This is a genomic window from Thioalkalivibrio sp. HK1 (assembly GCA_000583135.1).
In the GTDB taxonomy this organism is placed as follows: Bacteria; Pseudomonadota; Gammaproteobacteria; order HK1; family HK1; genus HK1.
The window spans coordinates 25,120-37,425 of the sequence record JFBG01000051.1; the positions used below are offsets into that span (position 1 = coordinate 25,120).

Consider the following 12,306-nt stretch of genomic DNA (forward strand, 5'->3'; position numbering starts at 1 on the left):
AGGTGCGTCCGAAGGCGAGTCCACGGATATCCGCAAGTATAAAGGCAAAGGATGGAGGGTATGAGGCTGACCGTCTTGGCCGGCGGGTATCGGGATCGCCATTCGCCGCTCGCATCCGATATCGATATCGAAAAAAACAAAACACTTTATCTGCCCATCGAAGTCAAATGAATCCCAAGCCCTTCATCGATCGCCGATGCGAAAAAGGGTTGGGGTCGGACAATCGATTTTCGTAAAGGGGATGCGCATGGGCAAAGAAGACGAGCGACAAGGCATAGCGAGCGAAGGGTCGAGCGAGCGCAAGGACTCGGGCTCTTTGGGCTCGCTCGATCCCCCGCCCAAGAATCCGGCTTCGCTCGAGGCTACGGATCTCGTGGCTTGGCTGGCCATCGGGCGAACGCAGATCGGGAACGGGCATCGAATCTTAAAAGCCGTTCGAGTTTGCGGCGGTCCGAAGGCGGTATTGGATGCGAGCCCCAAAGACCTTGCCTCCTTGGGTTTTTCGCAGCGCGCGATCAAACGCATCAAGGGCGTTCGTTGGGCCGATGCCGAAGAGGATCGGGAGCGCTTGGCCCGGATCGGGGTTCGGATCGTCCCCATGGGAGACGATGCCTATCCCTTGCGCCTTGCGGCCATCGCCCGTCCCCCGCCGCTGCTTTATTGTCTGGGCGATATCGGCCTGCTCGAAGTCCCGCAGGTGGCGATGGTCGGGGCGCGTTCGGCCACCGCCGCCGGCAAGCGCCGCGCATTCGATTTCGCACAGGAGATTTCCCGTGCCGGCCTTGCGATCACCAGCGGTCTTGCCCGAGGCATCGATACCGCCGCGCATCGGGGGGCGTTGGCGGCCGAGGGGGCGAGTCTGGCGGTGATCGCCACCGGATCGGATGGTTGCTACCCCCCGTCCAATCGCGATCTCGCACAAGAACTTGCGCAAAAAGGGTTGGTGGTCAGCGAGTTTCCGCCGGGGACGGTGCCCTTGGCCACGAATTTCCCGCGTCGCAATCGCATCATCAGCGGCCTTGCGCTGGGGACGCTGGTGGTCGAGGCCTCGGTGCGCAGCGGTTCGTTGATCACCGCTCGCCTTGCGGTGGAGGAGGGACGCGAGGTCTTCGCGATCCCGGGATCGATCGATAATCCCCTCTCTCGCGGCTGCCATGCCCTGATTCGCAACGGAGCCAAACTCGTCGAGAGCGTCGAGGATGTGATCGAAGAGATCTTGCCGTCGATCGCATGGCCTTCTCGCCTTGCCCCGATGGGCGAGTCTCGGGGCGAACCCGGGAGCGAGCCCGGGCTCGAGTCCGAAAAGGGCCCGTCCGCGATCGAATCGTCGCTCGAATCATCGAAGCGCGAAGCGGCGAAATCGGGCAAGACGAGCCCTCCATCCGATCCATCTATGATGCTCGTACTGGAAGCCATCGGCTACGATCCCGCAACCCTCGATCAGGTGGTTTCTCGCACCGGCATCGCCGCCGGACCGTTGTCGGCGCTATTACTGGAGTTGGAACTGGCCGGTAAAGTGGATGCATTGCCCGGAGGGCGCTTCGTGCGAGCCGGATAGCGAGCCGGCAACGAGCCCATCGGCTTCCTGTCGACGAGGGTGAGCGGAAAAATCGCAAGGCTCGCTCGCACTTGAAAAAAAATCCGAAAGTCGTATAGATAGATCATGATTCAATCAGCGAATCGCGATCATCGATCGAAAAAAGATCGACCGATGATCAGGTATCGTGCCCGTCGGCATCTTGGGATCCAAAGCGGATGCCCGCTTGACCCTTTGTATCGTCGGCGGCCGGTTGTCGAAGTCGATGAATCGAGCGAAGTTTGGATTGTCATATCGCGGTCGGATCATCCGACGGATCTTTTGAAGCCCTTTCGCAAACGGAGTTTTTCGTGATGGCCAGAAACGTTCTCGTGGTCGAATCGCCGACGAAAGTGCGAACGATCGGAAAATATCTGGGCTCGGAATATAAGATTCTGTCTTCTTACGGCCATGTGCGCGATCTCGATCGCGGCGATGGTGCGGTCGATCCGGATCATGGTTTCGAGATGCGCTATGCCGCGATCGATCGCAATAAAAAACACGTCGACCAAATCGCCAAGGCCCTCGTCGGCGCCGATACCCTTTATCTGGCCACCGACCCCGATCGCGAGGGCGAGGCGATCGCTTGGCATCTTCTCGAGCTCTTGCGCCAGAGAAAATCGATCGGCTCCAAATCCGTCTATCGGGTGGTATTCAACGAGATCACCAAAGAAGCGGTGCGCCGGGCGGTGGCCAACCCCCGCACCATTTCCGACGATCTCGTCAATGCCCAGCAGGCCCGCCGGGCATTGGATCGCCTTTTTGGATTCACCCTCTCTCCTTTGCTGTGGGGAAAGATCAGCCCCAGTCTCTCGGCCGGTCGGGTACAAAGCCCGGCGCTGCGGATGATCGTCGAGCGCGAGGAGGAAATCGAAGCCTTCGAGCGCCGCGAGTACTGGACCATCGGGGCGGATCTGCGAAGCGCGGGCACCGAATTTCCTTCGCGCTTGGTGCGACTCGAGGGAGAGAAACTCGAGCAATTCAGTATCAATGACGAGGCGCAAGCCCAGCGAGCCGGGGCTCGCATCGAAGGGCTCGCAGGCGGATGCTTATGCGTCCATGCGGTCGAGAAAAAACAGCGTCGGCGCAATCCTCCCCCGCCTTTTACCACCTCCACCTTGCAGCAAGAAGCCGCGAGAAAACTGCGCTTTTCCTCGAAAAAGACGATGCAGGTGGCGCAAAAACTCTATGAGGGGATCGATATCGGCGGCGCCGCCGAGGGTTTGATCACCTATATGCGTACCGACTCGACCGCATTGGCGCAAAGCGCGGTGGCCGAGATTCGGGCTTATATCGGCAAGGAATTGGGGGCGAATCAGCTCCCGGAGAGGCCGCGCATCTTTCCCACCAAATCGAGGAATGCACAAGAAGCGCACGAGGCCATTCGCCCCACATCGGCCATGCGCACCCCGCGCTCGATCGAAAGGATGCTCAACTCCGATCAAGCCAAGCTCTACGCCCTGATTTGGAAGCGAGCGGTGGCCTGCCAGATGCAGCATGCCACTTTCGATACCGTATCCGTCGAATTCACCTGCGGGAGAAATCCTCTGCCCGATGCCCCGCCGCCTGCGGATATCCTTCGTTCGAATGGGTCGACCTTGACCTCCCCGGGTTTTCTTGCGGTTTGGGACGATTCATCCGAGAGCGCCCGCGACGGTGGAAGCGGGGCGGGGAAGGATCATCGTCTGCCGGAACTGGAAAAAGGGATGCGGGTCGATTTGCTCGAAGTGCGCCCGGAACAGCATTTCACCGAACCCCCGCCTCGCTACTCCGAGGCGAGTCTGGTCAAGGCGTTGGAGGAACACGGTTTGGGGCGTCCATCGACCTATACCTCGATCCTCTCGGTGCTGCAGGAACGCCGCTATGTCGAGTTGATCGAGCGCCGCTTTCATCCCACCGATATCGGACGATTGACCAGCGGCTACCTCTCTCGCCGTTTCGCCGATTATGTCGACTACGATTTCACCGCTCGCATGGAGGGCGATCTGGATGCGGTCTCTCGCGGTGAGAGGGAATGGAAATCGCTGCTCGAGGGCTTTTGGATCCCCTTTTCCGGATTGGTCGTCCAAGAAAAAGGACGGGGTTCCGATATCGCGCGAGGTGCAAAAAAAGCCTCGGCCGAGCAGGCGGGCCAAGCCACGGATGCCGCTTCGGAATCGGACGGCGATCCGGATCAGGCCGGAGGCGTCAGAGAAAATACGCGGATTTTGGGCACCGATCCGGCGAGCGGCCGCGAGGTTTCGGTACGGGTGGGACGTTTCGGGACCTTCGTCCAGCTCGGCACCCGAGATGACGAGGAAAAGCCGAAATTCGTCAGCCTGCTCCCGGGGCAGCGCATGCACACCATCACCTTCGAGCAGGCGATGCGGCTGCTCGAATTTCCCTGCAGGCTCGGGGAGAACGAGGACGGGGAGCCGGTGCAGGTGCTGATCGGGCGTTTCGGTCCTTATGTCAAATGCGGCGGAAAATCGGCTTCGATCCCCGAGGGTGTCGATCCGTTGACCGTCGATCTCGAGACGGCGCTGCGCATCATCAGCGACAGCGGTCCTCGCAGTCTCGGTACGACCGAGCAGGGCGAAACGATCACCATCGGCAAGGGGCGTTTCGGGCCTTATGTTCGCTACGGGGATAAATTCGTATCGATTCCGAAAGACGACGATCCCCAATCCTTGACGGTGGAGCGCGCCCTTGAATTGATTGCCCGAAAGAAGGCGGCCGATGCGGCGCGGCGCATCAAGGCCTTCGAGGGAACGGCGATCGAGGTCATGAAAAGCCGTTTCGGTCCGGTGATCGTCGAGGGATCGAGCAAGGCCTACATCCCCAAGGGAGTCGATCCGATCGACATCACGCTCGAGGAGGCCAGGCGCTTGCTCGAGGAGGCTTCGGCCAAAGGCGCTCGCAAGAAGACCGGAAAAACCCGCGCATCGACAAAAAAGGCGGTGGCGAAAAGTCCGGCGGGCAAAGCGGCATCGACGAGAAAGAAGCGATCGAACGATTCCGGCGAAAAAAACGCCTCCGATGCCGTATCGAAACAGGCGGCATCGGGAGAGGCCGAGAGCGGTGCCGCCGAAGCGATCGCCTCCGATCGCCAATCCGATGCACTTTCCGTATCAGGAGCGGCTTGATTCGTTGCCCCCCGCTTCTCGATGCCCGAGATCGATCGCCTCGGTCGATCTCGACGAGGATGGTTGTCGTTGCGCCCTTAGTCTGATCGCAAGAGGCGGCGGGCCGCGCTCGATATGCCGATCGATGCTTGTGGAGCGAGTCTCGCTCCAGTGCCGATCGGGCACCGTTCGAGTGTCGTTCGAACGCTCCGAGAACTCTCGATCGCTATTTGCTGCCGGTCGGTGATCCGCTTATTCGGGCGGTGGTTTGCAGGTCTTGGCCGCTATCGCCCGCTTTTTTCGATATCGATTCGATATCGATTTTCTCCCGATAAAGATCTCGCCAAGCCCCTTTTTTTCGATCCGGATGGGCTTGATTTTCGATCCCCCGATGCCCATTTCGCCATTTCCAAGTGATCGAGCGCTGCATATCGGCGGGGGAAGATCGCGCATAGCAGGTCACTTCGCCGAGATATCGTCGGGATATGAAAGATCGCATCGGTGATGTGTATATCGACCGCTAAGGCTTGTCGATCCGCAAGGCATCGTTATCCGTTGGCTTCGACTTTCATTCGTTCAGTCAAAAATAAAAGGAATCCGCATGTCATCGAGCCTCTCCCGGCGTCGTTTTCTCGCCGGCTTCCCTGCGCTGATCGGTGCCGGGGCGCTGCATCCAGCTTGGGCGCTCGGTACCCCTGCGACCTTGCCGATCCCCAATCTGGCCGACGGCTCCGACGGAAAGCCCGTCGACCTGCCCATTCGTCAGGGAGAATGGTCCTTCCTTCCCGGGGTCAAAACCCCCACGCTGGGTTTTGGCCAAGACTATCTGGGACCCACGATCCGCACCCGGCGAGGCAGCGAGCTTTCTTTGCGCTATCACAACATGTCGTCGGAGCCGGTTGCGGTGCACGGTCATGGATTGCATGTGCCGGGCGATGTCGACGGTGGGCCGCAGTTGGAAATGGCACCGGGAGATCGATGGGATCCCACACTATCCATCGTCCAGCCCGCCGCCACCTGCTGGTATCACTCCCATACCCACGGCCGCACCGGCGATCAGGTCTATCGCGGGCTGGCGGGGATGATCATCATCGATGACGAGCAGGCCGACTCCTTGGCCTTGCCGCATCGATACGGCGTGGATGATTTGCCGATCATCATCCAAGACCGCACCTTCGACGCCCAAGGCCGACTCGTCTATTCGCTGATGGATTCCGGCGATGATGGCTGGTTCGGGGAAACGGTGATCGTCAACGGTGCCATCGCCCCGGTTGCCAAGGTCCCGGCGGGAAAGGTTCGGCTGCGGCTGCTGAACGGTGCCAATGCCCGTTTTTATATCGTGACCTTCGCCGACGGCCGAATCTTCCACAAGATCGCGACCGACGGGGGATTGCTCGAAGCCCCGGTGCCCATGACGCAGATGGAGATGGCGCCCGGTGAGCGCTGCGAGATCGTCGTCGATCTATCCGATGGTCGGTCTGCGGGACTGTTGACCCTCTTCGAAGATGAATTCGAGGACGAGGAAGATGAGGGTTTGCTCGGCGGCTTGCTCGGATTGTTCGATCGATCCGAATCCGAAAAGACCCTGCCGCCGCCCTCGTTGACGCTGGAGGTCGATAACGCCTTGATGCCCCATACCGCGCCTTTGCCGGATAGGCTCATCGCCTTGGCTCGCCCCCCCGAGAGCGCCATCGTGCGCACCAGAGATTTCATGCTCGAGATGAATCACAGCGGTGCCGGCGGGCATGGCCAAGGGCATGCGATGATGGATATGGCCATCAACGGCGCGGCGATGGATATGAACGTGATCAACGAGCGTATCGAGCGCGGCGTCTGGGAGCGTTGGCGTTTTCGCTCCGACCAAGGCGAGCACCCCTTCCATGTGCATGGCTGCTCGTTCTTGATCGACAAAGTGGCGGGCGAATCGGTCCCGGCGGACCAAAAGGGCTGGAAGGATATGGTGGTGCTGGACGACGATGGCTGGTCGGAGATCATCGTCCGTTTCGACCATCCGGCCACCGATCGAACCCCTTATATGTATCACTGCCATATCTTGGAGCACGAAGATCGCGGCATGATGGGGCAGTTCACGGTGAGCTGATGGCCGAAAGGCCGGCCAGTTTGATTGGAGTCTTGACTTAGGTCTTGATCCGAAAACCATCGAAGATAGGCTCGCATCGTCGGTTCGCCGGACGGATTTTCTCGAGCATCGCCCGAATGTCGCCGATGGTAATCAAAGATGGTGCTGGTCGATGTTTGCCGGGCGATAACGGGTGCCGGGATCGGAAAAGGCGGGTTGCCGGAGGCGGCGTTTGGGTAGGATCTGAAAGCCCGATCTCATATTTTTTGCCCGCCGTGCTTCGGCGATCACCTGTAAAGCGTCCGGCGGGGATCGAAAAACGCTCGGTCGTATGGCCGCAGAAGTCTTTGGCTTTCCTTGTCGTGATCGTCGGGTGTTGATTCGCAGGTCTTTTCGCGACTTCGAAAGTCGCTTGATCCAAGGAGGTTTTGCAGAAGATGAAAGAGCCCTTCGTTTCGATTTTGATGGGGTCGGATTCCGATTTTCCGATCATGGAATCCACCGTCGAAGTGCTCGAAGCCTTCGATGTTCGCTACGAGCTTCGGGTCCGCTCCGCCCATCGCACCCCCGAGGCGACCGGCGAATATGTGCGCAACGCCGTCGATCGAGGATGTGCGCTGTTCATCGCCGCGGCCGGGATGGCGGCGCATCTTGCAGGCTCGGTGGCGGCGATGACGGTGCGTCCGGTGATCGGGGTTCCGATCGACGCCGGTCCGCTGCGGGGCGAGGATGCCCTGCTTTCGACGGTGCAAATGCCCGGAGGGATCCCGGTGGCGAGTGTCGCCATCGGCAAGGCCGGGGCGAAAAATGCAGGCTACCTCGCAGTCCAAATTCTTTCTCTTTCGCATCCGGATCTCGCCGCCGCTCTCGCTGCGGAGCGCGAACGCAATGCCGCCGCCATCTTGGAGCGCAGCGATCGTCTGCAAGAAAAACTCGCCGATCGCACGAAATCCTAGCGAGGTCGGCGATGAAGATCCGGTGCGGCCGACGATATCGGCTTCGACGTCGCCCCCGATCATCAAAGCACAGCGCATCGCCTCGTCATGGAAGCGAGGCTTTTGGGGGCTCAAAGGCTCTTATCGGGTCGCCAAAGGGGGTGTTCGATGGGAGGGTGGCATTATCGCCGGGCAATCGAAGTTCTTCGCCGAGGCGGGATCATCGCCTATCCCACCGAAGCGGTATTCGGTCTTGGCTGCGATCCTTTGAATCGGTCCGCGGTGGCGAGGATCTTCGCCGTCAAGCGCCGCTCGGCTCACAAACGTTGCATTCTCATCGCCGCCACCGTCGAGCAGCTCGCGTTTTTTACGGATACGAGCGATCCCGTTTTTGCCGAGCATGCCGCTCGTTCTTGGCCAGGTCCGGTCACTCTCGTCGTTCGGGCCCGTCGCCGAGTGCCGACATGGCTGGTCGGCGAGGAGGGATCGATCGCCTTGCGGGTGAGCGATCATCTCGTTCCCCGTGCGCTTTGCTCGGCCTTCGGCGGGGCGTTGATTTCGACCAGCGCGAATCGCTCGTCCAAGGCTCCGGTTCGCGAGATATCCAAGGCCCGTCTCGCCTTCGGCACCGATATCGATTGTTATGTCAAAGGTCGAGTCGGAGGGCTCGATCGCCCCACTCGAATCATCGATATCCGTAGCGGCTCGGTGCTAAGGAGCTAAGACAAGGCCATGACGCAGGGGGAATTCTCGCGAGCGGCGCAAGTGCGTCGATGGCTGCTCGACCTCCAAGATCGGATTTGCGAGGGTCTGATCGCCCAAGACGTTGCGGCGCGAATGCGCGAGGACGAGTGGCAGCGCGACGGCGGCGGTGGCGGGCGCACCCGGATCATCGACGAGGGTCGAGTTTTCGAGCGCGCCGGAGTCAACTTCTCTCATATCCACGGCGATATGCTCCCCCCGGCGGCCACGGCCGCCCGCCCCGAGCTGGCCGGGTGCGCCTTCCAAGCCCTCGGGGTGTCGGTGGTGGTGCATCCTTCGAGCCCCCACATTCCCACATCCCACTGCAATGTGCGCTATTTCGAAGCCGAAGCCGCAGATGCAAAGGCCGAACCGGTTTGGTGGTTCGGCGGCGGGTTCGATCTGACGCCTTTCTATCCGATCGAGGCCGATGTTCGCGCTTGGCATCGGGCGGCGGCGGCTCTATGCTCGGAATATGCGCCGGATGCTTACTCACGCTTCAAACAATGGTGCGATCGCTATTTCTATCTTCCTCACCGCGGCGAGTCCCGCGGGGTCGGAGGGATTTTTTTCGACGATTTGAACGAGGGAGGCTTCGATGCTTGCGATCGTTTCGCTCGCTCCGTCGGATCGGGCTATTTGGATGCCTATCTCTCGATCGTCGATCTGCGCCGGGATCGACCGTGGACACCCCAAGAGCGCGAATTCCAATTGATGCGCCGAGGGCGCTATGTCGAGTTCAACTTGGTCCACGATCGCGGAACCCTGTTCGGACTACAGTCCGGGGGGCGAACGGAATCGATTTTGATGTCCTTGCCGCCGCTGGCGCGCTGGGTCTATGACTTCACCCCCGTTGCGGGCAGTCCCGAGGAAGAACTGATCGAGAAATACCTGATCCCTCGAGATTGGCTTTAGGCTAAATGTCTTGTTTCGAGCTCCCGAAGCGGGGGAGTCAGTGGGGATGAGAGCGGAGCGAGTGATCCTGCAATCGCCTGTCCCTCGCAATGCGAGGTGCCGACCGCATCCGCCTTGATGGCGGGAGGACGAGAGTCGAAGGCGATATCCTCGCTCTCGCATCGGTCGAAGAGGGGGAATCGGACAAGATAAACCTCAACCGCCTCCCGCCCGAAGAAAAAGGATGCCGCCAACGATCCCGATGACGGAGAGCAGCCCGAGGATGTAGGAGGTTCTCGATTCGACTTTCAAGAGCCTTTTATCCATCTTATCCTCGAGCCTTTTTACATCATCCTTGAGCTCGCTCCGCACGGAATCGACTTTATCCTCGATTCGATCGACGCTCTTTTCCATGTTCTTTTCGATCCGATCGACGCTTCTTTCCATATTCCTTTCGATCTTCTCCGTCGCTCGATCGATTTCCTTTCGGATCTCGTTTCCGATGCTCAGGCTCAACGCAGGATCGACACCCTCATAGTGGCGCTTGCGGTCTTCATGATCCGACATGATGCTCTCTCCTTGGCTGGTTCATTCTCGCTGTCGTTGACGAAGGAATCCCCTTCGACTTCTTGATCATCGGTCGATCCTCTCCATATCATCGATCATCCCGACACCGGCTATCCTTCGGGCGATAGGACGAGAATCGAAGGTGATATCCTCGCTCTCGCATCGATCGAACAGGGGAATCGAACAAGGTAGGACTCAACCGCCACCTCCCGCCCGAAGGAAGAAAAGAAGGATGCCGCCAACGATCCCGATGACGGAGAGCAGCCCGAGGATGTAGGAGGTTCTCGATTCGACTTTCAAGAGCCTCGTTTCTATCCTATCCACGCTCTTTTCAAGGCGATCCACCGCCCGCTCGATTTCCGTTCGGACTTCGTTTCTGATGCTCAGCATCAAGAAAGGGTCGACCCGCTCTTCGGGGCGTTTCTTGTCTTCATGATTCGACATGACATTGAACTCCTTGGCTGGTTCATTCTCGCTGTCGTTGACGAAGGAATCTCCTTCGACTTCTCGATCGAGCCCGCTGCCCGGGCTCGATCCCATTTCCTGGCCATCGGCCGATGCTCTCCATCACCGATCATCTCGACACCGGCAATCCTTCGGGCGGTAGGACGAGAATCGAAGGAAATATCCTCGCTCTCGCATCGCTTGAAGAGGGGAATCGAACAAGGTAGGCCTCAACCGCCACCTCCCGCTCGAAGAAAGAAAAGAAGGATGCCGCCAACGATCCCGATGACGGAAAGCAGCCCGAGGATGTAGGAGGTTCTCGATTCGACTTTCAAGAGCCTTTTATCCATCTTATCCTCGAGCCTTTTTACATCATCCTTGATCTCGCTCCGCACGGAATCGACTTTATTCTCGATTCGATCGACGCTTCTTTCCATATTCCTTTCGATCTTTTCCGTCGCTCGATCGAACTCCTTTCGGATCTCGTTTCCGATGCTCAGGCTCAACGCAGGGTCGACCCCCTCGTCGTGGCGCTTCCGGTCTTCATGATCCGACATGGATATTCACTCCATGTATCGCTCATTTTCGCTGTCGCGCTGTTGACCAAGGCATCCCCTTCGATTTCTTGGTCGTACCTGTATCCAAGACCCGATTCCATGTGCTCTTTTTTTCGGTCAGACTGCTTCGTCGCTTGCCGCTCGCCCTCGGATACCGGACCGATTATACCCCCCTTACCTGCTCCAAGTAGCGAAAACAAGGGGTTTCAAGGCGGAATTTTCGCATTTTTCGCACTTTCCGCGGTATCGAAGACGAAGACACATCTTCTTTTTCGGATCGTATCGGCGAAGGGCGAGCGTTCGAGTTTTTTCGAGCCATCCGATACTCCTCTTCACCCATGCCCCGACATCGAAGCCGGCACGGATATCGGGTGCTTGACCGGTATTTGGACTCGGATATCTCCGAAGATTCATTCAAAATGGAAGATATCAGGGGATCTGCAAGGCAATTCGGTATTCGGCGGAAGGAAGAGCGTAGAGTTAGAGAGGGTCGACTTGAAAAAACGAGCCCGGACGCATATCATCTGGCAAGGTGCACCTTGGTGCGCACCGAAATCCCGAAAGAAGGCATCCTTATCGGATCGTAATCGGATGGTATCGACATCGATATGGCGATACGTCGGCGGTTGCGATATTGCCTTTGTGCACTGCAAAAGAGCGACGCCGAGCCGGTGGATCATGAGCCCCTTTGCACCCCTTTCGCAAGATCGCCCAAAATTCTTCCAAAATTCTTCCAAGGAGAATCGATACCCCCACTGCTTCCAAAGTCTTCGGCGTCACCCGTAATCGATTGATTTTGAAGGATTTTTTGAAAGCAATCTCGATTTTGTGGAGCGATCATCGATCGATGGTCGTCGGTATTGACATTGACACCTAAGATCAACGATAATTATCCGTTTGCACTTGGAGGGGTTCCCGAGCGGCCAAAGGGACCAGACTGTAAATCTGGCGGCTCAGCCTTCGCAGGTTCGAATCCTGCCCCCTCCACCAGAGCGTGGCGATCTCGAATCGAATCATCGGAAGATTTCGGCCCCGAGGTCCGTTTCGGTTTTTTCAATCCCGTCAAGGGAGCCTTGCGGGTGTAGTTCAATGGTAGAACCTCAGCCTTCCAAGCTGATGATGTGGGTTCGATTCCCATCACCCGCTCCATAACGACCTCGGATTGCATCGGGTCAAGAGCAAAACGGAAGGCTCGATCCGTATTCGGGCTCCCTGGTCGTTCGACCGCCCGAGCGGTTCGGTGGAAATTTGCGCGGCCCATATAGCTCAGTCGGTAGAGCACTCCCTTGGTAAGGGAGAGGTCACTGGTTCGAATCCAGTTATGGGCACCACATAACAAAAGCGATATTCATCTTATCGATGAGTCGCGTTCTCGGAGTTTTTCTTCATGGCCAAGGGTAAGTTCGAG

At 58.6% G+C, this 12,306-nt stretch carries 9 protein-coding genes and 3 tRNA genes; 9 read left to right on the forward strand and 3 right to left on the reverse strand.

Going from position 1 to position 12,306, the window contains the following annotated elements:
* The first annotated feature begins 247 nt into the window (after nucleotides 1-247).
* The 6 genes from dprA (at nucleotide 248) to hemF (ending at nucleotide 9,351) form a co-directional block, all read left to right on the forward strand.
* Complete coding sequence (gene dprA, locus BF99_RS0113000; RefSeq protein WP_081759266.1) at nucleotides 248-1,558, forward strand: DNA-processing protein DprA; 1,311 nt, start codon at nucleotides 248-250, stop codon at nucleotides 1,556-1,558.
* Nucleotides 1,559-1,890: 332 nt separating this feature from the next.
* The gene (gene topA / locus BF99_RS0113010; RefSeq protein ID WP_025771219.1) at nucleotides 1,891-4,701 is read left to right on the forward strand and encodes a type I DNA topoisomerase; all 2,811 of its coding nucleotides are present in this window, start codon (nucleotides 1,891-1,893) and stop codon (nucleotides 4,699-4,701) included.
* Between the two features lie 580 nt (nucleotides 4,702-5,281).
* Nucleotides 5,282-6,781 carry a multicopper oxidase family protein gene (locus BF99_RS0113025; RefSeq protein WP_025771222.1) on the forward strand — a complete coding sequence of 500 codons (1,500 nt, stop codon included), beginning with the start codon at nucleotides 5,282-5,284 and terminating at the stop codon, nucleotides 6,779-6,781.
* A 416-nt stretch (nucleotides 6,782-7,197) separates the two neighbouring features.
* Nucleotides 7,198-7,716: a 5-(carboxyamino)imidazole ribonucleotide mutase gene (purE, locus tag BF99_RS0113035; protein WP_025771224.1), complete on the forward strand. Its 519-nt coding sequence runs from the start codon at nucleotides 7,198-7,200 to the stop codon at nucleotides 7,714-7,716.
* Between the two features lie 147 nt (nucleotides 7,717-7,863).
* Nucleotides 7,864-8,418 carry an L-threonylcarbamoyladenylate synthase gene (locus BF99_RS0113040; RefSeq protein WP_025771225.1) on the forward strand — a complete coding sequence of 185 codons (555 nt, stop codon included), beginning with the start codon at nucleotides 7,864-7,866 and terminating at the stop codon, nucleotides 8,416-8,418.
* A 9-nt stretch (nucleotides 8,419-8,427) separates the two neighbouring features.
* Complete coding sequence (gene hemF / locus BF99_RS0113045; protein WP_025771226.1) at nucleotides 8,428-9,351, forward strand: oxygen-dependent coproporphyrinogen oxidase; 924 nt, start codon at nucleotides 8,428-8,430, stop codon at nucleotides 9,349-9,351.
* A 195-nt stretch (nucleotides 9,352-9,546) separates the two neighbouring features.
* Here the strand turns inward: hemF and BF99_RS0113050 are convergent, their stop codons facing one another.
* From BF99_RS0113050 to BF99_RS0113065, 3 genes are all read right to left on the reverse strand, one after another.
* Nucleotides 9,547-9,897, reverse strand: coding sequence for a hypothetical protein (locus BF99_RS0113050; protein WP_025771227.1), 351 nt, complete (start codon nucleotides 9,895-9,897; stop codon nucleotides 9,547-9,549).
* A 195-nt stretch (nucleotides 9,898-10,092) separates the two neighbouring features.
* On the reverse strand, nucleotides 10,093-10,437 hold the full coding sequence (locus BF99_RS0113055) for a hypothetical protein (RefSeq protein ID WP_025771228.1): 345 nt from the start codon (nucleotides 10,435-10,437) through the stop codon (nucleotides 10,093-10,095).
* A gap of 134 nt (nucleotides 10,438-10,571) precedes the next feature.
* Complete coding sequence (locus BF99_RS0113065; RefSeq protein ID WP_025771229.1) at nucleotides 10,572-10,898, reverse strand: hypothetical protein; 327 nt, start codon at nucleotides 10,896-10,898, stop codon at nucleotides 10,572-10,574.
* Between the two features lie 905 nt (nucleotides 10,899-11,803).
* Here BF99_RS0113065 and BF99_RS0113085 point away from each other — a divergent pair.
* The 3 genes from BF99_RS0113085 (at nucleotide 11,804) to BF99_RS0113095 (ending at nucleotide 12,229) form a co-directional block, all read left to right on the forward strand.
* A tRNA-Tyr gene (locus tag BF99_RS0113085) sits at nucleotides 11,804-11,888 on the forward strand.
* 85 nt (nucleotides 11,889-11,973) lie between these two features.
* Nucleotides 11,974-12,047 (forward strand) — tRNA-Gly (locus tag BF99_RS0113090).
* Between the two features lie 106 nt (nucleotides 12,048-12,153).
* Nucleotides 12,154-12,229, forward strand: a tRNA-Thr gene (locus tag BF99_RS0113095).
* The last annotated feature ends 77 nt before the right edge of the window (nucleotides 12,230-12,306 follow it).

Bases quoted from the DNA above. Each gene is read 5' to 3' on its own strand.
- dprA (WP_081759266.1), top strand. From the start codon at position 248: ATGGGCAAAGAAGACGAGCGACAAGGCATAGCGAGCGAAGGGTCGAGC.
- topA (WP_025771219.1), top strand. From the start codon at position 1,891: ATGGCCAGAAACGTTCTCGTGGTCGAATCGCCGACGAAAGTGCGAACG.
- BF99_RS0113025 (WP_025771222.1), top strand. From the start codon at position 5,282: ATGTCATCGAGCCTCTCCCGGCGTCGTTTTCTCGCCGGCTTCCCTGCG.
- purE (WP_025771224.1), top strand. From the start codon at position 7,198: ATGAAAGAGCCCTTCGTTTCGATTTTGATGGGGTCGGATTCCGATTTT.
- BF99_RS0113040 (WP_025771225.1), top strand. From the start codon at position 7,864: ATGGGAGGGTGGCATTATCGCCGGGCAATCGAAGTTCTTCGCCGAGGC.
- hemF (WP_025771226.1), top strand. From the start codon at position 8,428: ATGACGCAGGGGGAATTCTCGCGAGCGGCGCAAGTGCGTCGATGGCTG.
- BF99_RS0113050 (WP_025771227.1), bottom strand. From the start codon at position 9,897: ATGTCGGATCATGAAGACCGCAAGCGCCACTATGAGGGTGTCGATCCT.
- BF99_RS0113055 (WP_025771228.1), bottom strand. From the start codon at position 10,437: ATGGGATCGAGCCCGGGCAGCGGGCTCGATCGAGAAGTCGAAGGAGAT.
- BF99_RS0113065 (WP_025771229.1), bottom strand. From the start codon at position 10,898: ATGTCGGATCATGAAGACCGGAAGCGCCACGACGAGGGGGTCGACCCT.